Below are 20,104 nucleotides of genomic sequence, written 5' to 3'. Positions count from 1 at the left end.
GCCCCCCCAAACCCCCCCACGATTTCGAGGGGAGGTTGTGATCTTTGTTATCGTCCCCACGCTCTGCGTGGGAACGCCTCACTGGACGCTCTGCGTCCGCTTTTGGGACGCGGAGCGTCCCTGGCTGCATTCCCACGCAAAGCGTGGGAACGATCAGCCGCTAACTGCCTTTGTTGCCTTTTTCATGCGTCGGGTCGTAGACCTTGGTCAGGTCGCCGCCCAGGCGGAAAGTCTTGAAGGGCTGCATCCCGTGCTTGCGCTCGAGTACATCCGGGGCGCAGGTGTAGAGGGTGCAGAAGGGTTCGAGCCAGGCGAATTTCATGTCCTGCTTCAAGTCCTTCATGTCCTGCTCTTTGCCGTTCTTCTGTTCGAAGATCTGCGGGTCTTTCACGCCGGCCAGCACTTTGTCGCCCAGGCGCTTGAGCGCGCTGTTGTTTTCCTGGCGCAAGTCCACGCCATTGACCAAGGCAAAACTGGCGATCATCGACAGCGGCGGCAGGGCGTAGTTGTGGTACGACAGGGCCCGCTGCTGACGCTTCAATTCGTTGGGCAAAAAGCCCTGGTCGTCGACCTGGTTCACGCCGACCTTGTATTCCTTCACCGCCCAATCAAACAGGTCGCGGCGGTTGGTGGCGATGGACGTGGCCATCACCGACCAGGCGGCCCAGTAGGAGTGGTTGTTGGTTTTTTCCAGCGGCAGGTTGTCCCAGTCGCTGACGACTTGATCGGCCAGCTTGTTGAACCACGCCTCGATCAGTTGCGATTCCTGCTGATGGTTGGCCAGCGGGTGAGAGTCGGAGAACTTCAGGCGCACATAGGCCGAGGCCATGCTGCCCAATGCCCATTTGCGCATGGATTTGCCGGTGTGGTTGAAGTCCTTGGACATCAACGCATCGGCCTTGGCCCACGACACCAGCCAGTTCAACGTGCACTCGAGTTGTTCCGGGCGGCCGTCACGCATGAACTGCATCACGCGCTTGCTGGTGTCTTTTTCCAACTTGGTGATATCGGCGGTGCTGTCGCGAAAGGCCTGCTCGGACTTCAGGTTCAGCGTGGCGCGAGCCTTGTCCGAGCCTTCGTACTTGCTGCGAAATTGCAGCGGCCCGGTGTAGGGCGTCGGCATGGTGTCGCAGTTTTCCTTGAAGTCGCCGGTCTTGAACGCTTCAATCGGTGCGAAATAGCCCTGGGGCGGACGTAGCGGGGCGGCGGCGTTGACCGAGCCTGCGAAGATCGCCAGGCCGAGCAACGAGGGAATCCATAGTTTTTGCATAAGTCACCTCACTTCCCGAGTTGGGCGGTCTGCTGACCACCGCTTGGGAATACGTTGCGTGTGCAAATTTTCGCTTCGACCTTTTGCGCGGCAGCTCCCGCTTCCGGCCCCTGCACTTCCACGGCCAGCAAGTTCTGCGAGGCCCAGTCTTCATCGGTGCGCAGTTCAAAGGCGAAACGCCCGTCTGTATCGGATGTTTCGGGTTTCTCGATCTTGATGTCCTCGTGGCGCCCGTTCATGTACCAGAGGGTGGCGTGCAAGGTTTTCACCGACGGATCGGCGAAGCGGATATCCACCTGATGGCTGCTGTTACGCAGGTCCTTGTTCGCGCTGTTGACCAGCAGTTCGTTCTTGCCGGGTTTTAGCGTGGTGCTGGTGCTCATCTGCGCGGTCTTGCCTTCACAGCCGTTGTCGAGCAGCGCCATCATCTGGCGGTAGATGGTTTCCTGGTCCAGGCGATACAGCGGCGAGAATTCCCAGATCAGGATCTTGGGTGGGCTCTTCTGGAATTCATCGCTGCCCAGGTACTGGATCATCGAGCCTTCCAGGCCGCCGCCGGGGAAGGCGACGTTGAGGATGTCGGCACCGATTTCCTGTTCCAGGAAGCCGGCGAAGTTGTAGTTCTTGCCACTGTGGCTGGTGCCCACCAGGGTGATCTGCGGGTTGCCCGAGTCACCGAACAAATCGCCGTCGCCCGCTTCGCCCTTGGGCTCGGTGGTGAACTGGTCCATGTACTGGATTGCATAGCTGGTGCCGCACAGTTGCCCGGCCATGTTGTGCAGGGTGCCGGTTTTGCCCATGCGTCCGGAGCGTTTGGTTTCGAATTCACGCTTGGGAATATCCGCGAACTCAGGCATCGCACGCACTTTGGCGGCGACTATTTTCGCGGTGCGCTGGGCGCCGTACGGGGTCCAGTGCTGGTCGCCGCGGAAGTAGAAGTCGTGGGCCGGCAATTCATCCGGCAGTTGCTCGTTGGTCAACGGCGACAGGTCCGGCACTACAAAGCCCATCTTGGCGAAACGGCCGAGCATGCTCTTGTAGTTGCCCAACGCCTTGTCGAAATCGAACTTGGCTTTCTCTTCGGGGTTGAGCTTGTTGCGGTTTACCAGGCCACGGGTCGGCTGGTAGACCAATACCAGCTCCACGCCCTTGGCCTTGAACGCATCGTGCAGCTGTTGCATGCGCTTGTAACCGGCCGGGGTGGTGTCGAATTCGGTGCGCAAATCTTCCTGGGTACGGAACAGCCAATCGCCCTGGGCTTGCACCAGGGTGGTGAAGTTCTGCTGGTAGCGCGTGGTGTAGTTCTTCGCGTCATGCGCGGCCGGGCACAGGCTGCAGCAGGGTTCTGCGGTGAAGGTCGGGGCCTTCAGTTCGTCGGCGCGTACGCCTTGGCTGGCCGCGAGCAGGCCGAGGGTCAGACCCGAAAGGCTCAGCAGTTTGATCATGTGTGGGTGCATAAGGGTCATCCTCAATCCTGCATTTCGGTCTGGCGTTCGACAGGGTCGATCAGCACGGCTTTCTGCTGGCGTACCAGCAGGTCGAGAATTTCTTCCTGGCGATCGCCCAGCACGCCGTTGAAGCTGATGCCGCTGGACTTGGTCGGTGCCAGCATCGACACGCGATACAGCTCGACGCTCAGCGGCGAGTCGATGGACAGCGGCCCGCTGGCGTTGCCCGCCAGTTCACCGCCGACCACGATCAGCGAGACCTTGGCGTCGAACGGGTCGAGGGCGATGTCACGGTCGGTGTCGGTCAGATCCTTGATGTGGCCGTACACGCCGGTCAGGCCGTTGGCCATGGCCGTGTTCTCGTAGAGCTTGATGTTCACGCTGTTGCGCACGCGAATGCCGTGACGACGGTTGCTGATCACCTTGTTGCCCCACAACAGGTTGTCGCCGCTCTCATAGAGGGTGATGCCGTCGGTGTGGTTGCGGTAGATCTCGTTGTCGACGATCAGGTTGTTCACGCTGTTACGGTCGATCACCAGGCCCGAGAGCTTGTTGTCGTAGCTGCGGTTGTTGAAGATGAAGCTGTCATTGACCTCACGGGAAATGATGATGCCGTGCTTCTTCTTCGTGCCGTGCACGGTGTTGTCGGCGATGATCAGGCCATGGGAGCGGTCGTGGGGGTCGATGCCGTAGACGATGTTGTCCTTGTAGGTATTGCCCTTGATGACAAAACCCGTGGTTTCATAGCAGTAGAAGCCGTACCACATGTCCGAGAACTCGGAATCGATGATCCAGCCGGTCGGTTCCGGGCGCTTGAGCACCTTGGCCATGTTCGGGGTGTACTGGGAAATACTCACCCCGTACGACTTACTGTTGGCGTAGCCGAAACTGGCCATCTTGCTGTTGGCCACGTAGGTCTCGGTACCGCCCCAGGCCAGCAGGAACGGACGGAACTCCTTGGGTGACTGGAACAGTGCCGGGCCGTTGGTCTTTTCATTCCACCCGGTGATTCTGGTATCACGCACGAACAGCTGCCCGTCGTTGATCAGGAACGCACCGGCTTGTTGGGACAGGCGCAGCTCCTGGGTTTTGCGGTCGATTTCGAGGATGCCTTTACGCCCGACCACGATCGGCAGCTTGGCCAGGAACACACCCGGCGAGGTCTCGCTGAAGTACTGCTTGGGTACTTTGCCGAGCAAGTCCTTGAGGTTCATGTAGCCGTCATCGACGAAGATCGCCTGGGGAATGCCGTGCTGACGCACCACCCATTCGGCCATCTTGTTGTCACCGCCGATGAAATCCTTGAGCGCGTCTTCCTGCATCATGCGACGGATGCTGATCTTGCCGGGCTTGCTGCGTACGACTTTCTTTTCCAGCGCCGCAGCGGTGTAGCCGCTCAGGTCCGGCAAGGCGGGCTTGGCCATTTCCAGCGGTGCGGTCGGCGGGCTGGAAATGGTGTAGGTCTTGGCCTGTTGCAGCCCTTTGGCGATGGTCGGCGCCTTGGCCGCCGAATCGGCAAACGCCGGGGCGCTGGCCAGCAGCATTGCGGCGACGAGTAGGCTTTGAGCATTCATTGCGCAGGCTCCCATCAGAATCGCCAGATCACGTCGACAAAGGCGCGGTGCATGTACGAGTCGACTTGGCTGCCATAGGCGTCGCCCGGTTTGAACACGCCTGCACGAAAGCGCACCAGGGCCGATGGTTCATCGATCGACTGGCTCAACGCGGCCGGCAGCAGGCCCTTCTTGAAGTACTTGGTGACCACCAGGTCCATCTCCTGGCCCAGGTCTTTCTTGCCGTCTTCAAGGGGCAGGGAAGTGCTGGACAAGATTGCGCCGGTCACGTCATCGGTGTTGTTCTGCACGGCGTCGATACCGTTGCTGCCCACCGGCTTGTTACCGTCGACACGCCAGAACTTGTGGTAGACCAGGCTGGCGTCATAGTCCTCGCGCAATTGCCAGGAACCGAACAGGCTCATGGACTGCATGTTGTTCATCTCACCCCGGAACGCCTCGCCGAATCGGTGCACGCGGGACTGGGTGCCGGTCCAGTTCGAACGGTTGCTCTGCAGGCCGTTCTGCTCGTATTCGGCGCTGGCGCGCGAATAAGCTGCACCGACTTGCCACTGCGGGTCGAGGCGCAGGCGCACACCGATATCGGTGGCCCAGCCGTTCACGTCATCACTGCGCTTGGCGTTGCCCGGGCGGGTGCCGTCGGCATTCAACGCGTTGACCGTGTCGCGGTTGCCTTGCATGCCGGTGATGCTGGCCCAGTAGTTGACGGTGTTGGTGTTACGCCAGTTATAGGCGTCGCTGTTGGCTTCGAGGCCGAGCCAGGTCAGGTCGCCGTTTTCACGCTTGTCCAGTGGGTCGGTAGCCACGCCGGGTTCGGCGTAGTCGAGCTTGCCATCGTCATGGGTGTGGTGCCCGCGTATGCCGATCCACTGGCCCGGTGTCCACTGGTAGGACGCATCGGCGTAGAAGTGCTGGCGGTCCTTGTCCTTGGGTGACAGTTCCTTGAGGTCGGTGCGGTATTCGCTGAAGCGTTCGGCGGCGCCGACATTGGCCTTGAGCAAGGTGGTGTCGAAGGTCCAGTTCAGCGCCTCGATATTGGTATCGCGCCATTGGCCGTCGTCGTTGCGCAGGCGTTGGCGACCCAGCTTGAGGATCTCGCCAGGGTAGGGCGTGAAGCCGCTGTAGCCGACCCAGAACTCGCGCAGGGCCAGGTAGTTTTTCTTGGTCTTGCGGTCGTCGTTGCTCGACTGCTCGGTGGCGTCGTCGGAGGACTGTTGCAGGGTGTCGGTCTCGATGATGTCGCTCGATGTCACGGCCTGGCCCATCGCATAGGCGCTCCACGCGCCGCTTTCACCATAGACCCACGGGCGCAGGTCGAGGCCGATGCCGTTGACGTCACCGCCGGGCTTGGTGCCCAGGTCGCGGTCGTCTTCGGACTGGCCGGTAATTTTCACTTCCAGGCCGAAGTTCTTGGCTTCGGTCAGCGCCGCCAGGGTCGGGCATGACCAGAGCAGGGCGAAGGTCAGGCCAATGCCGGCCTTGACGAATGGATTGAGCTTCATAGGGATTCCTCGCCGTCTTCTTGCAGGGCGTGCAGTTGCAGCGTGCTCTGGGCCAGGGTGCCGCGGGTGGCCAGTTCTTGTTGCACCAGGCGTTGGCCTTCGGCGCGTTGTGCAGGCGTCAGCGGGGCTTCGAGCTGGGTGGCCAATTCGTTGGCCTCCGGCGTGTCCTGGGCCTTGGCCAATTGGCTGAAGACATAGGCGTTCAATGGGTCGGGCTTGGTGCCCTTGCCTTGGGAGAACAACTGGGCGATGGCGAAATCGGCACTGTTCTGGCCGTTGCGTGCAGCCGTCAGCAAGTGGTCCAGGGCTTTTTGCGAGTAGACCTTGCCCAGGTAGCCACGACGGTAGATCTGGCCGAGGTAGTAATCGGCGGCGACTTCCTTGCCCACGGCTTTTTCGAAGTGGGCTTCGGCGGCCTTGGCGTCGGCCGGTACCCACTTGCCTTCGTAGTAGAGCTTGCCCAGCAACAATTCGGCACGCGGCTGATCGGCAGCGCGGCCATTGTCCAGGTACTTCATCATCTGGTCGACGTCACCCAGTTCAGGGAAGTCGTAGAGCAACTGCGCCAGGCTGACCCAGGACGCGGGGTAGCCGGGGGCGATCTTCTCCAGCAGCGCCTGGGCGGTTTTTTCGTCCGGCTGGCCGAGGCTGGCGTCGCCGAGCACACGGGCGACGCTGTCGACGCGTTGTGCGGTGACGGTGCCACGGCTGTAGCCGGCTTCCATCTGTTTGAGCAGCTCGGCTTGTTTCTCCGGCTCGGCCTTTTTCTGATAGACCGTGGCCAGCTCGACGTAGCAGATATCGGTAGTGTTCAGTGCGGCCTTGCAGATGCGTTCCACATCATCCAGGTGCTGGTCGTAGGTGTCCTGGGTGCGATACAGCAGCACTTGGGCCAGACCGGCTTCGGGGTAACCGGCAGCCTGCCATTGGCTGATCTGCTGCTGGGCATTCACGTTCGGGAAACTGTGCGGGTATTGCAGGTACAGCATCGCCAGCGGGATCAGGGTGTTGCCTTCGCCATGGGCAAAGGCTTTTTTCAGCAGCCCTTCGGCTTCATGCTGTTCGGCTTCGGTGCTGCCGGGCTTGGCCACCAGCAGGCGACCGAGACGGGCCTGGGCGCGGGGCGAGGTGTCCGCCGCCGCACGGTAGGTGGCTTCGGCCTGTTTGATTTGCGCCGGATCGCGTGTGCCGACCTGGATATCGGCCAAGCCTACCTGGGCCTCGCTGTAGCCCAGGTCTGCCAGTTGCTGGTAATTCTGCTGGGCGGTGACGGTGTCGCCACGTTTCAAGGCTTCGTTGGCCAGGCGCTGGTCGGGCAGGCCGGCGCAACCGGCCAGGCTCACCGCAACAGCCAGCAAGGCCAGCGAACCCAGGTGGGAGGGGGCTTGCTGTGGCGAGCAAGCTTGCTTGCGCTGGGGTGCGAAGCGCCCCCAAAAAGTCGACGACTGCTGCGCAGTCGAGCGGGAGCAAGCTCCCTCGCCACGGCAAGCCCGGTCCCACAGGGATCGTGTTGTTTTTGATATTGGGTTCACAGGCATGTCCTCGCTTACAGACCGTGAGCCATGGCTTTATCGATCAGCCAGTTCAAGGAGGGGCCGCGGTCGCTGGTCACTTCCACCGGGCGACCGGCGTAGGTGCTGTCCAGCGGGGCGTCTGGCTTGATCTGTACGCGGATGTCGGAAGACAGGTCGGCGCTGTTCAGGCTGGTGCTGCTGACGATGGTGCCGGTGCGCACCTGTTCTTCGTCGGCCACCTGGAAGCTCACCGCAGTGCCTGGGCGAACGTCGGCGAACTGGCGATAGGTGAAGCGTGCTTCCACGTTGGCCTGGCTGCCGCGTGGCACCAGATGGAAGATCACGTCACCTTTGCTCGCGTACTGGCCGTCGGCAACCAGTTGCTGGGCGACCACACAATCGCAGGGCGAAGTGAGGGTGCCGGTCATTTGCTTGCCGAACAGTTCTTCAACCTTGGCCGGCTGCAGTTGGTCTTCGTCCAGGTGGCCTTTGAGGACATCGAGCATGCTGGTGCTGAACGTCGCCAGTGGCGCGCCTTTGGCGGCGACCGCGTCACCTTTGAGCAAGCTCTGCACGGTGCCGTCGCGGGGCATGGTCACGTTCATGCCGGGCACGCTGACCAGGCCGGCCTGGGCGTGGCTGACGAAGTACATGCCGTACACCGATTTGAAGATAAACCCGAACGCCGCAAGGCCGACCAGGAAGATCCCCGCGCTGAACGTCACTGCACGCAGACGCCCGAACGCGGTCATGCCACTGCCGCTGTCCTTGACCTTGCGTGCCTTGGTGAAGTTGTCGCGTTGCAGGGTGGCGAGCACGTCGCCCATGGTCACGATGTCACCGGACAAGTGCGAGGTGATCAGGTGGCGCAGGGTGGAAATGTCTTGCGGCTCCAGGTTCTGGAACTGGCAACCGGCGCGGCCGCTCTGGCGGTCGTAGGAGCGGATCTGCAGCTCCACATCCATCGCCAGGCCGAGGTTGTCGATGACAAATTGCAGGCGGCCTTTGTGTACGGCGCCGACGGTCAGCGGCTGGGTGGAGGTGAACGCCAGGCCACCAGCGGACAGGTCGATCACCCGTGCTTCAGTCGGTGTGCGGTCAGTGTTGAAGAAGCGCAACTTGGCCGGAATCTTGACTCGGGCATGTTGGCGCTGGGCTTCGGATTCGTGGACAACATTGGCATTGACTGGGCTGTTCATACTGTTCGATTTCCTAGTTAATTCAGGCTTGGCAGGGTCAGACCATCATCAAAAGCACGGCGACAAAGATGCTGCCGGCAGAGAAGGTCATGGTCCGAGACGACCAGGTGTTGAACCAACGTTGAAAGCTGGCCAAATCGCGGGTCAGTTTGGTGTCCTGGCGGGTCCAGGACTGTTGATCAAGGCGGAAGAACACGTAGATCTTCACCAGCGCCCCCATGATCTGGTTGTAATAGAGAATCACCGGGTAGGCCGGGCCGATCTTGTGGCCGGAGCACGACAGCAACAGCGTGAGAATCAGGCGAGTGATGCCGATCCACAGCAGGTACGCGAGGATGAACGCGCCGCCGTATTTGAAGGTGGCAATGAACGCTACGGTCAGGCCGAGCAGGGACGTCCACATCGACACGCGCTGGTCGAACAACACGATGCTGGTAAACACGCCCAGGCGGCGTACACCCAGGCCCAGGGCGCGGGAGTTCTGGCGCAGGTTGTTGCCGTACCAGCGGAACATCAGTTTGCGGCTGGCCTTGATGAAGCTTTTTTCCGGTGGGTGCTCGACCGTGTTGATCGCGGCATCCGGCACGTAGAAGGTGTCGTAGCCCAGGCGCATCAGGCTGAACCAACTGGACTTGTCATCACCGGTCAAAAACTTGAAACGGCCCAGGCGCCAGTGTTGCAGCGAGTCGCTTTCCACATCGGCGATGAAGTCCGGGTCGGTGACCACCGTGGCACGGAACACCGACATGCGCCCGGTCATGGTCAACACGCGCTTGGACAGGGCCATGGAGCACATGTTGATGTGCCGCTGGGCGAACCGCAGCTTGTGCCATTCGCTCATGATGTAGCCGCCGCGTACTTCGCAGAACTCGTTGGTGGTCAGGCCGCCGACATTGTCGAACAGCTGGAACCACGGCACGGTCTTGCGTACCACGCCCTCTGCGAGCACGGTGTCGCCGTCGATCACGGCCACCACGGCGCGGTCATCCGGCATATGCCGGGAGATGGCGCGGAAGCCGAAGGCCAGGCCGTCGCGCTTGCCGGTGCCGGCGATGCGCACGAAGTCGAGCTTGACGTGGTCCGGAGGGTTCATGCGTTCCCACAGGCTTTTCACCAGCAGCTCATCGGACATTTCCACCAGCGAGCAGACCACCGTAGTGGGGAAGCCGCATTCAATGGCTTCACGGATCACCGAGCTGTACACCTGGGCGGTGGTCAACGCGTCGATACGGAAGCTGGTGACCATCAGGAACACATGGGACGGGTCGGCGGCCTTGCCCAGCTTGCGCACTTTGCGGCGCAGGTGCGGGTAGACCACGTACAGGAACAGCATGCCGCGAAAGAAATGCGTCGCCCCCATCGAGTAGCGCCAGATACCGACAGCGCCAATCAGGAAAATAAAATTCTTCGACTGCGAGTCGAACGTGCTCGCCGGCAACAGCAGGGCGAGACCCATCAGCAGGCTGAGGAAGAACAACCAGCCGGCCGATTGGAGCAAAATGTGTCTTAACTTGGACATGAGCGTCATCCGAGGGTGGAGAAGGCTCCGGCTGCAAGCGCTGGGGAAGTACCCTTGCAGCCGGAACTTACCGTTGCCGTTACCAGCAAATGCCTTCGGTGCGGCCGCCGGCGCTGGTCGCCTTGGCCATGAAGCCCACCAGGTCGATCACTTGCTTGCCGTGCGGTGCTTCGTGCGCCAGGGCGCGGAACTTCTCGTCGCGGTTGCCCAGGATGATCACGTCGGAGTTGTTGATCACATCATCGAAGTCCGAGTTGAGCAGGGACGACACATGGGGGATCTTGCCTTCGATGTAATCCTTGTTGGCGCCGTGCACACGGGCGTACTCGACGTTGCTGTCGTAGATGCTCAGGTCGTAACCCTTGCCGATCAGCATTTCCGCCAGTTCCACCAATGGGCTTTCACGCAGGTCGTCGGTGCCGGCCTTGAAGCTCAGGCCCAGCAGCGCGACTTTGCGCTTGTCGTGGCTGGAAACGATGTCGAAGGCGTTCTGGACCTGGGATTCATTGCTGCGCATCAGCGAATTGAGCAACGGCGCTTCCACGTCGAGGGAACCGGCGCGGTAGGTCAGGGCGCGTACATCCTTGGGCAGGCACGAACCGCCGAAGGCGAAGCCTGGGCGCATGTAGTACTGGGACAGGTTGAGGGTCTTGTCCTGGCACACCACCTCCATCACTTCACGGCCATCGACACCAACGGCCTTGGCGATGTTGCCGATCTCGTTGGCAAAGGTGACTTTGGTGGCGTGCCACACGTTGCAGGTGTACTTGATCATCTCGGCGACGGCGATGTCCTTGCGGATGATCGGTGCGTCGAGTTCTTCGTACAGCGACTGCAGCACGTCGCCGGACGCTGTGTCGAACTCGCCGATGACCGTCATCGGTGGCTGGTCGTAGTCGGCGATGGCGGTGGATTCACGCAGGAACTCCGGGTTGACCGCGACACCGAAGTCGACGCCGGCTTTTTTGCCGGAGCAGTCTTCGAGGATCGGGATCACCACGTTGGCCACGGTGCCCGGAAGCACGGTGCTGCGCACCACGATGGTGTGGCGGGTGGTCTTGTCACGCAGGACGAAGCCGATTTCGCGGCACACCGACTCGATGTAGTTGAGTTCCAGGTCGCCGTTCTTCTTGCTCGGCGTGCCGACGCAGATCATCGACAGGTCGGTGTCGCGGATGGCTTCGGCGAAGTTGGTGGTGCCGCGCAGGCGACCGTTAGCGATGCCCTGGCTCAACAGTTCGCCCAGACCCGGTTCAACGATTGGCGATTTGCCCGCGTTGATCAGGTCGATCTTTTCCTTGGAAATATCTACACCGACCACTTCGTGGCCACGGGCAGACAGGCAACCGGCACAGACTGCGCCAACGTAACCTAGACCAAATATGCTGATGCGCATCGCATTTACCTCTTTGTGTTAATCACGCCAATTAGATGGCCGGAGTTCATGTTTGCAAGCGTCACTGATTGCCGCGAAAGTTGGGCGAATAAACGCCGACTTGTCGCGTGCAGGCATGTTGATTAGTGAGTGACTAATGAGTGCACTCAAGTTGTGCTTAACTTGGCCTTGTTATTGGGGAGTGCTCTGAAATGTAGCCAGGCTTCCTGCTGGAAGGGGCTGGCGCCTTTGCCCGCTGGGCTCTGGCTTGCATATTTCAGGCAAACGCTGCCTTGGCCTATAGGGGATAGCAACTAATCCTTATCGCCGCCCTCAACTCAATCAGTTGATGATTCAACCCTGCTATATAAGTCGTGATGGCAACTTAGTTATTGCTGGGTTGTGATGTAAGTCATCTCCTACAGAAACAGAGAATTTTATTACCGGTGGTATGAGCCGCGTGTTCAGGTGAAGTTCCGAGCCGCTCATCCTGTTTTCTGAAATTTCTTGAAATATTGGAAAAGATGGCACTAGTACTATATTGATAGCACTTGCTACTTCGGCCAGTAGTTGCAGGGAGTTGGTAAGCAGGGATAGTTTTGTGCCACTACCTTTTGAAAAAAGCGGTGCCACTACGAAAAAAAATGACGAATGTCGAGTGAAAGATTCGTTAGGAATGCGTCAATCTATTTTTTGACGCCAAATAAATGACGTTTTAATTTGAAATACAGTCAAAAGTGGGAGGGGGCTTGCTCCCGATGGCAGAGTGTCAGTCACTGAATGGGTAACTGAACTATCGCTATCGGGAGCAAGCCCCCTCCCACATTTTGAGCGCCTTATTCCGGTGCGTGATCCCGCAGGAACACCAGATTGTCCGGCTTGGACAGCTGCGCATCGAAGCGATAACCCTGCACCTCGAACTGCTTGAGCTGCGCCGGGTCGTTGATGCGTTCCTCGATCACAAAGCGGCTCATCATGCCCCGGGCCTTCTTGGCATAGAAACTGATGATCTTGTACTGGCCGTTCTTCAGGTCCTTGAATTCGGTATTGATGATGCGTGCGTTCAGGGCTGTGCGCTTGACCGCCGAGAAGTATTCGTTGGACGCCAGGTTGAGCAACACATCGTCGCCTTGTTCGGTCAGGGCTTCATTGAGCCACTCGCTGATGCGTGTGCCCCAGAACGCGTAGAGATCCTTGCCACGGGCGTTGGCCAGCTTGGTGCCCATCTCCAGGCGGTACGGCATCATCAGGTCCAGAGGGCGCAGCAGGCCGTACAGGCCCGAGAGCATGCGCAGGTGGTCCTGGGCGTAGCTGAAATCGGCATCGGTGAAGGTTTCGGCGTTCAGGCCGGTGTATACGTCACCCTTGAAGGCCAGCAGTGCCTGCTTGGCATTGGCCGGGGTGAAGGCGGGCGTCCAGCTGCCGAAGCGCGCCGCATTGAGGCCGCCGATCTTGTCGGAGACGTGCATCAACTCGCTGATTTGCGCCGGGCTCATTTCGCGCAATTGTTCGATCAGTGCCTGGGAGTGATCCAGGTACTGCGGCTGGGTAAAGCGCTGGGTTACCGGCGGCGTCTCGAAGTCGAGAGTCTTGGCGGGGGAAATCACCATCAGCATGAAGTCGTCTCCTGAAATCGTGGCGTGTAGCGTGTCCGCGATTCTAGGGGGTGCAGCGTTTTGACTCCACCTATGATGGCGATAGTCGCGATCCGCTATGATGCCCGGTGACTCTGGAGAGGGAGACCCTGTGTGCGAATCGCGCTTTTAATCTCGGCTTGTCTGTTATGCCTCAATACCCAGGCTGCGCCGGTGGATGTGGCGAGCCTGGATCGTGGCACCTGGCCGGAAAAACTCAGCAGCCCGGCGCTGTTCGATGTGGCCTCGCGTGCGGAAATCCTGATGTTCGCCCACAGCCTGTTGGCCAGTGAGGCCCAGGATGACGGCGCGCTCAAGCAGCGACTGGGGCTGAAGATCATCAACCTGGCGTCGATCTACGACCTGCGTCGCCAGCTGTGGCAGCGCCTGCTGGAGAACTACACCCTCGCCCAGCAGAGTTGCGAAGAGGACGCCTCGTTCTGCTACCTGGTGGAAAACATGGATGACCTGCGCGAGCAGGTCGGCAAGTTCGAAGTCAGTGAAAACTCCTTCTATATAGGCTGGGCCGGGCCGAGCCATCAATTCCATGAGCGTTACCTCGATGAACTGCTGCGCAAGGCAGCGCTGTTCCCGCAGATCAGTAGCGAAGTGGCGCGCTTTGGTGACCATGAGCGCAACGGTGATGAGCTCAATGATCGAATGTTCCTGCTGACCTTCGACGGCGGTCCGGCACCGCTCAACGGCAATACCGACTGGCTCACTGACTATTTGCGTAAACAGAAGATGAACGCCATTTTCTTCGCCCTCGGCGGCAGCCTGCAAACCCGGGTGGAACGCAGTTCGGCCAGTGACGTGCAGGCGCTGTACCACGGCCAGTGCGTGGGCACCCAGGGTTGGCAATACCGTTCCCACAGCCACTGGGTGGACTGGCAAAGCTCCATCACACGCGGTGCGTCGCTGACGCAAAACCTGATGCCGGAAAACTACGTGCCGCTGTTTCGCCCGCCTTACGGCCAGCGTCGCGCGGACAGCCAGGGGTTCTTCCAGGCGCAAGGTCTGCAGGTGGCGTTGTGGGATATCGATTCCCAGGACGAGCCGGGCCAGCTCAAGGCTGATGAGTCGGCGCAACGGGTGCTGACGCTGATGTTGCTGTGGCGCAAAGGGGTGATTGTGTTTCATGACACCCAGGACAAGGCACGGGTGGCGTTGCCGCTGTTGTTGCAGGCTACAGCGCAGAGTGGCCTGGGCTGGCAGGACTGCCGGGAAGCTTTTCGTTGAAAAAGACGAAACGCCCGGCCCGGTTGGGGCAGAGGCATTTTCGGGGTGATTTTGTGCGACAAATCGATGCAGGCGGACTTCCGACTTTAACGGGGTACCTGGTACTCGGCTAGTGTTATTCGTCATCCTGAAAAATAAACTTCAAAAAAGCGTCAAAGTGCTTTTTCCTGTCATGGGTTTTGCGGTATTACGAAGTCAGATCGCCGAAACCTGCAGCACAGGTGGCGTCTTACAAGACTCCTCAGGTGGGCACCGCGCTTGACGTCACTCAGGTGCGGTCGGTGGTCGAATCGAGGCGCAGCACCGCCCAGGTATTGCGTCGAATGGCTCCCACAAAGGTGACCGAGTATGGATGATCATGGACGTAACCCTTCTTCCGACCAGCCAATCCTTTACGTGCTTGATACCAACGTATTGATCCACGATCCAAACGCACTGCTTAACTTCGAAGAACACCACGTCGCCATCCCGATGATCGTGCTTGAGGAGCTCGACAAGCTCAAAAGCGGGCACCACAGCGTGGCCGCCGAGTGCCGCCAGGCGATTCGCCTGATCGACAAGACCCTGGGTGAAGCTTCACCCGAAGACGTTGAAGTCGGCGTGCCGATCCAGCGTGGCAAAGGCGGGCCCAAGGGCTTGCTGTCGATTCTGATGAGCAAGCGCAGCGAGCCCAACAGCCTGCTGCCGGAGAACCTGAACGACAACAAAATCATCAACCAATTGATCGACTTGCACGCACGCGACAAGGAGCTGCGCGTGGTGCTGGTGACCAAAGACATCAACATGCGCCTCAAGGCACGAGCGTGTGGGATCGCTGCCGAGGACTACAGTACCGACCAACTGGTCGACGACGTGTCGATGCTGTCGCGTGGTTATCACATGATGACCGGCTCGTTCTGGGACCGCGTCAGCAAAGTCGAAACCCGTCAGGATCATGGCCGCACCTGGCACCAGGTGCAGTTGATCGACAACCTGCCGGCCGTGCACATCAATGAGTTCATCGTCGACGAACAGGGCTTCGTGGGCTGGATCAAAGAGATCCTGGTCGACAAGCTGCTGATCCTCGACCTGCATCAGGAACCCCTGTTGCACCAGGAAGCCTGGGGCCTGAAACCGCGCGATATCTACCAGAGCTTGGCGTTGTATGCGCTGCTCGACCCGGATATCCACCTGGTCAACCTGACGGGCGCCGCTGGTTCGGGCAAAACCATTCTCGCCCTGGCCGCCGCCATCGAGCAGACCATGGTGACCAAGCGCTATCGCCGCATCATCGCCACCCGCAGCGTGCAGGGCCTGGACCAGGAAATCGGTTTCCTGCCCGGCACCGAGGCGGAAAAAATGGAGCCGTGGCTGGGGGCGATCACCGATAACCTCGAAGCCTTGCACATGGATGACGAAAACACCCATGGCAGCGTCGATTACATCCTCAGCAAAGTGCCGTTGCAGTTCAAATCCCTCAACTACATTCGAGGTCGCAGCTTCCAGCAAAGCCTGATCCTGATCGATGAATGCCAGAACCTCACGCCGCACCAGATGAAAACCATCATCACGCGTGCCGGCGCCGGTTCCAAAGTGGTGTGCCTGGGTAACCTGGCACAGATCGATACCCCATACCTGTCCGCGACCAGCTCCGGGCTGACCTACCTGACGGAACGTTTCAAAGACTTCCCCAACGGCGTGCACATCGCGCTGCAAGGGGTGCCTCGTTCGATCCTGGCGGAATACGCCGAGTCGCACCTGTAAACACAGACCTGTGAGAGTTGGTGGCTAAATGCCACAAACCGCCCCGGATTTTTCACGAAGTCCGGGGTTTTTGTTGTGGGCGACATTTGTCTTCGTTAATGCGCCCAGGGTGCTTGTGGTCTTTGTAATTATTTTGTTACATTTTTTGCCGCTGCAAAAATAATAAGAACGCTGCGTGACCCCCGTCGGAAGACCACCTCATTAATTCGACGAACACTTGAAAACCCCATGGGTTTTCCGCGTGACCCTGCCTATTACAAAAAGCCCGATACATCGCTCATTGACGACGCACATCTCCAAAGGGAAAGGAAAATGGACGTAGCAGGTAATGGCTCCACTGTATTTTTTCGCAAGCGCCAATCGATACCCCTCACACCCATCGCACTCGGCTTGGCCTTATGGCTCGGCCACGGCCCAACGGCCTGGGCGGATGACAGCAACCCTTACACCGCCCCGGTGCTCGAATCGGCCTTTCGCAAAGCGGTTGCCTCGTTTGGCCCGAATACCGACGTGTATAAAAACCTGCGGTTTGCCTACGCCGATATCGTCGATCTTGCCGCCAAGGACTTCGCCGGCCAGTCCGCCAAGTTCGATTCGGCCCTCAAGCAGAACTACGAGCTGCAACCGGAAAACCTGACCATCGGAGCCATGCTCGGTGACACCCGGCGGCCACTGGACTACAGCTCACGCCTGGATTACTACCGCAGCCGGCTTTTCAGCAACAGCGGCCGCTACACCACCAACATTCTCGACTTCTCCAAGGCCATCATCGCCAACCTGCCCGCCGCCAAGCCCTACACCTATGTAGAACCGGGCGTCAGCAGCAACCTCAACGGGCAGCTCAACGCCGGCCAGTCCTGGGCCGCCGTCACCCGTGACTGGAATGCCAACGCGCAAACCTGGAAAACCCCGGAAGCCCAGGTCAACTCCGGCCTGGACCGCACCAACGCGTATTTCGCCTACGCCTTGGGCATGACCGGCAAGGGTGTGAATGTCGGCGTGCTCGACTCCGGCATTCTCACCGAACACTTCGAATTCCAGGGCAAGAACGCCCAGGGCCAGGACCGTGTGCAGGCGGTGACGTCCACGGGCGAGTACTACGCCACGCATCCGCGTTATTTCCATGACACCCCGGCCGGCGAGTTTCAAAAAGGCGAGCACTTCAGTATTTCCGGCGAGTACGACCCGACCATCAACGACGGGCACGGCACGGAAATGTCCGGTGTGCTGGGCGCCAGTCGCAACGGCACCGGCATGCACGGCATTGCCTTTGACGCGAACATTTTTGTCGCCAATACCGGCGGCACCGACGACAACCGTTTCCAGGGTTCCAACGATCTGGACTACAACGCGTTCATGGCCAGCTACAACGCCCTGGCCGCCAAGAATGTGTCGATCGTCAACCAGAGCTGGGGACAGAACTCGCGCAATGACGTGGAAAACCATTTCGGCAATGTCGGCGACAGCGCGGCCGACAACCTGCGCGACATGACCGCCGCCTACCGCCCGTTCTGGGACAAGGCCCACGCCGGGCAGAAAACCTGGATGGATGCGATGGCCGATGCTGCCCGGCAAAACAGCTTTATCCAGATCATCTCGGCGGGCAACGACAGCCACGGCGCCAACCCGGACACCAACGCCAACCTGCCATTTTTCAAGCCGGATATCGAAAGCAAATTCCTCTCGATCACCGGTTACGACGAGACCAGTGCCCAGGTCTACAACCGTTGCGGCACCTCGAAATGGTGGTGCGTGATGGGTGTTTCCGGGATTCCGTCCACCGGGCCTGAAGGTGAAATCATCCCCAACGCCAACGGCACCTCCGCCGCTGCGCCGAGCGTCTCCGGGGCTCTGGCGCTGGTGCTCCAGCGCTTCCCCTACATGACCGCCAGCCAGGCCCGGGATGTGTTGCTCACCACCTCCAGCCTGCAAGCGCCGGATGGGCCGGACACCCCTGTGGGGACCCTGACCGGTGGTCGCACCTACGACAACCTGCAACCGGTGCACGATGCCCCGCCGGGCACGCCGCAAGTACCGGGCGTGGTCAGTGGCTGGGGCCTGCCCAATCTGCAAAAAGCCATGCAAGGGCCGGGGCAGTTCCTGGGTGCGGTGGCTGTGGCATTGCCCACGGCTACGCGTGACATCTGGGCTAACCCGATTTCCGATGAGGCGATTCGCGCACGTCGGGTAGAAGATGCCACCGAACAAGCGACCTGGGCCGCGACCAAACAGCAAAAAGGCTGGCTCGATGGCCTGCCTGCCAATGCTTCGGCGGATGATCAGTTCGCGTACGAGATCGGCAGCGCACGGGAGCAGGCGACCCTGGCTCGAGGCAAGGATTTGCTTACCGGCGCGACCTATGTCGGCAGCCTGGTCAAGTCCGGTGACGGCGAGCTGGTACTGGAAGGCCAGAACACTTACTCGGGCAGTACCTGGGTGCGTGGAGGCAAGCTGTCGGTGGACGGGTCGCTGACTTCCGCAGTGACGGTGGACGCCAGTGCCGTGGGCACGCGCAATGCGGATAACGGTGTGACGACCACCTTGGGTGGCACGCTGGCCGGCAACGGCACGGTGGGTGCCTTGACCCTCAACAGCGGTGGCCGCGTGGCGCCGGGGCATTCGATTGGCACGCTGCACACGGGTGACGTGACCTTCAATCCAGGCTCGGTGTACGCCGTTGAAGTGGGCCCCAATGGCCGCAGCGACCAGATCCAGAGCAGCGGCGTCGCGACCCTCAATGGCGGTGTGGTGACGGTGTCCCTGGAGAATAGCCCCAACCTGCTGTCCGCCAGCGAGGCGCGCAGCCTGCTGGGCCAGCCGTTCAACATCCTCAGCGCCAGCCAAGGTATCAACGGCCGGTTTGCGGCGATTACTCCCAACTATCTGTTTATTGGCACTGAGCTCAGCTACCAGCCGAACCAACTGAGCCTGACGGTGGCGCGTAACCAGGCGACGTTTGCCAGTGTCGCGCAAACCCGCAATGAGCGTGCGGTCGCGACAGCGGCCGAAGCGTTGGGCGCGGGCAGCCCGGTGTACGAAAGCCTGCTGGCCTCCGACTCGGCGCCGCAGGCGCGGGAGGCGTTCAAGCAGTTGTCCGGGCAATTGCACTCGGATGTGGCGGCGGCGCACATGGCCGACAGCCGTTACCTGCGTGAAGCGGTCAATGGCCGGCTGCAACAGGCCCAGTCGCTGGATTCCAGCGCGCAGATCCAGGCCGGCGATAACGGCGGTTGGGTACAGTTGCTGGGCGGTCGCAACAACATCAGCGGTGACAACAACGCCAGCGGTTATTCCTCATCCACCAGCGGGGTGTTGCTGGGCCTGGACACCGACGTCGGGGACGGCTGGCGCGTGGGGGCAGCTACCGGCTACACCCAGAGCCATCTCAATGGCGCATCGTCTTCGGCAGACAGCGACAACTATCACCTGTCGGTCTACGGTGGAAAACGTTTCGATGCGATAGCCCTGCGCCTGGGTGGCGCCAGCACCTGGCACCGTATCGACGCTTCGCGTCGTGTGGCCTATGCCAACCAGGCGGACTACGACAAAGCCGACTACAACGCGCGCACCGACCAGGTGTTCGGCGAGATCGGCTACACCCAATGGAGCCAGTTCGAGCCTTTCGCCAACCTGACCTACCTGAACTACCAGAGCGACTCATTCAAGGAGAAAGGCGGCGCCGCAGCCTTGCACGCCAGCAAGCAAAGCCAGGACGCCACGCTCTCCACACTGGGCCTGCGCGCGCATACCCAATTGCCGGTCAGCTCGACGTCGGCGGTGACCTTGCGCGGCGAGTTGGGTTGGGAGCATCAGTTCGGCGCTACCGATCGCGAAGCCTCGCTGAAATTCGCCGGCAGCGACACGGCCTTTGCAGTCAACAGCGTGCCCGTGGCCCGCGATGGCGCGGTCATCAAGGCCAGTGCTGAAATGGCCTTGACCCCGGATACGCTGGTGTCCTTGAGCTACAGCGGTTTGCTGTCCAACCGAGGTAACAACAACGGGATCAATGCCGGGTTTACCTTCCGCTTCTGACCCTTTGTAGTGAGCGGGCTTGCCCCGCGCGGCGGTGTGTCAGGTAAGTTTGAGC

The 20,104-nt window shown here is 60.4% G+C and carries 12 protein-coding genes; 3 read left to right on the top strand and 9 right to left on the bottom strand.

All coding sequences use genetic code 11. The features are described from left to right. Positions 1–160 precede the first annotated feature (160 nt). The 9 genes from ACQRBT_RS04255 to yaaA all read right to left on the bottom strand — a co-directional run bounded on the left by ACQRBT_RS04255 (position 161) and on the right by yaaA (position 13,017). The gene (locus ACQRBT_RS04255; protein ID WP_060753874.1) at positions 161–1,270 is read right to left on the bottom strand and encodes a mannuronate-specific alginate lyase; all 1,110 of its coding nucleotides are present in this window, start codon (positions 1,268–1,270) and stop codon (positions 161–163) included. Between the two features lie 8 nt (positions 1,271–1,278). After that, positions 1,279–2,727, bottom strand: coding sequence for an alginate O-acetyltransferase (locus tag ACQRBT_RS04250; RefSeq protein ID WP_060753932.1), 1,449 nt, complete (start codon positions 2,725–2,727; stop codon positions 1,279–1,281). Between the two features lie 11 nt (positions 2,728–2,738). Next, on the bottom strand, positions 2,739–4,307 hold the full coding sequence (gene algG / locus ACQRBT_RS04245) for a mannuronan 5-epimerase AlgG (protein WP_161548236.1): 1,569 nt from the start codon (positions 4,305–4,307) through the stop codon (positions 2,739–2,741). Continuing rightward, complete coding sequence (locus tag ACQRBT_RS04240; RefSeq protein ID WP_412047576.1) at positions 4,307–5,794, bottom strand: alginate export family protein; 1,488 nt, start codon at positions 5,792–5,794, stop codon at positions 4,307–4,309. Before ACQRBT_RS04240 ends, algG begins: the two co-directional genes overlap by 1 nt. After that, complete coding sequence (algK, locus tag ACQRBT_RS04235; RefSeq protein ID WP_412047575.1) at positions 5,791–7,332, bottom strand: alginate biosynthesis TPR repeat lipoprotein AlgK; 1,542 nt, start codon at positions 7,330–7,332, stop codon at positions 5,791–5,793. The genes ACQRBT_RS04240 and algK overlap by 4 nt, the downstream gene beginning before the upstream one ends. 8 nt (positions 7,333–7,340) lie before the next feature. Continuing rightward, positions 7,341–8,507: an alginate biosynthesis protein Alg44 gene (locus ACQRBT_RS04230; protein ID WP_060753871.1), complete on the bottom strand. Its 1,167-nt coding sequence runs from the start codon at positions 8,505–8,507 to the stop codon at positions 7,341–7,343. 37 nt (positions 8,508–8,544) lie between these two features. After that, positions 8,545–10,026, bottom strand: coding sequence for a mannuronan synthase (gene alg8, locus ACQRBT_RS04225; protein WP_161548234.1), 1,482 nt, complete (start codon positions 10,024–10,026; stop codon positions 8,545–8,547). A gap of 79 nt (positions 10,027–10,105) precedes the next feature. Beyond that, positions 10,106–11,422 carry a nucleotide sugar dehydrogenase gene (locus tag ACQRBT_RS04220; protein WP_060753869.1) on the bottom strand — a complete coding sequence of 439 codons (1,317 nt, stop codon included), beginning with the start codon at positions 11,420–11,422 and terminating at the stop codon, positions 10,106–10,108. Between the two features lie 815 nt (positions 11,423–12,237). Beyond that, positions 12,238–13,017 (bottom strand): peroxide stress protein YaaA, encoded by a 780-nt coding sequence (gene yaaA, locus ACQRBT_RS04215; RefSeq protein WP_412047574.1) that lies wholly within the window; start codon positions 13,015–13,017, stop codon positions 12,238–12,240. 132 nt (positions 13,018–13,149) lie between these two features. Between yaaA and ACQRBT_RS04210 the strand changes: the two genes are divergently transcribed. The 3 genes from ACQRBT_RS04210 (at position 13,150) to ACQRBT_RS04200 (ending at position 20,049) form a co-directional block, all read left to right on the top strand. Next, positions 13,150–14,274, top strand: coding sequence for a polysaccharide deacetylase family protein (locus tag ACQRBT_RS04210; RefSeq protein WP_412047573.1), 1,125 nt, complete (start codon positions 13,150–13,152; stop codon positions 14,272–14,274). Between the two features lie 348 nt (positions 14,275–14,622). After that, positions 14,623–16,017, top strand: coding sequence for a PhoH family protein (locus ACQRBT_RS04205; RefSeq protein WP_161548231.1), 1,395 nt, complete (start codon positions 14,623–14,625; stop codon positions 16,015–16,017). Positions 16,018–16,329: 312 nt separating this feature from the next. Then, positions 16,330–20,049: an autotransporter domain-containing protein gene (locus ACQRBT_RS04200; RefSeq protein WP_412047572.1), complete on the top strand. Its 3,720-nt coding sequence runs from the start codon at positions 16,330–16,332 to the stop codon at positions 20,047–20,049. Positions 20,050–20,104: the final 55 nt, after the last annotated feature.

Origin of the sequence: Pseudomonas sp. R19M, from assembly GCF_050312585.1 — a bacterium.
Lineage (GTDB): Bacteria > Pseudomonadota > Gammaproteobacteria > Pseudomonadales > Pseudomonadaceae > Aquipseudomonas > Aquipseudomonas palleroniana.
Note: the sequence above shows the minus strand (reverse complement) of the source record. Positions and strands in the feature narration are given on the sequence as shown.

Excerpts from the sequence above, each read along its gene's own strand:
- ACQRBT_RS04255 (WP_060753874.1), bottom strand. The coding sequence starts at position 1,270 with ATGCAAAAACTATGGATTCCCTCGTTGCTCGGCCTGGCGATCTTCGCA.
- ACQRBT_RS04250 (WP_060753932.1), bottom strand. The coding sequence starts at position 2,727 with ATGCACCCACACATGATCAAACTGCTGAGCCTTTCGGGTCTGACCCTC.
- algG (WP_161548236.1), bottom strand. The coding sequence starts at position 4,307 with ATGGGAGCCTGCGCAATGAATGCTCAAAGCCTACTCGTCGCCGCAATG.
- ACQRBT_RS04240 (WP_412047576.1), bottom strand. The coding sequence starts at position 5,794 with ATGAAGCTCAATCCATTCGTCAAGGCCGGCATTGGCCTGACCTTCGCC.
- algK (WP_412047575.1), bottom strand. The coding sequence starts at position 7,332 with ATGCCTGTGAACCCAATATCAAAAACAACACGATCCCTGTGGGACCGG.
- ACQRBT_RS04230 (WP_060753871.1), bottom strand. The coding sequence starts at position 8,507 with ATGAACAGCCCAGTCAATGCCAATGTTGTCCACGAATCCGAAGCCCAG.
- alg8 (WP_161548234.1), bottom strand. The coding sequence starts at position 10,026 with ATGTCCAAGTTAAGACACATTTTGCTCCAATCGGCCGGCTGGTTGTTC.
- ACQRBT_RS04220 (WP_060753869.1), bottom strand. The coding sequence starts at position 11,422 with ATGCGCATCAGCATATTTGGTCTAGGTTACGTTGGCGCAGTCTGTGCC.
- yaaA (WP_412047574.1), bottom strand. The coding sequence starts at position 13,017 with ATGCTGATGGTGATTTCCCCCGCCAAGACTCTCGACTTCGAGACGCCG.
- ACQRBT_RS04205 (WP_161548231.1), top strand. The coding sequence starts at position 14,623 with ATGGATGATCATGGACGTAACCCTTCTTCCGACCAGCCAATCCTTTAC.
- ACQRBT_RS04200 (WP_412047572.1), top strand. The coding sequence starts at position 16,330 with ATGGACGTAGCAGGTAATGGCTCCACTGTATTTTTTCGCAAGCGCCAA.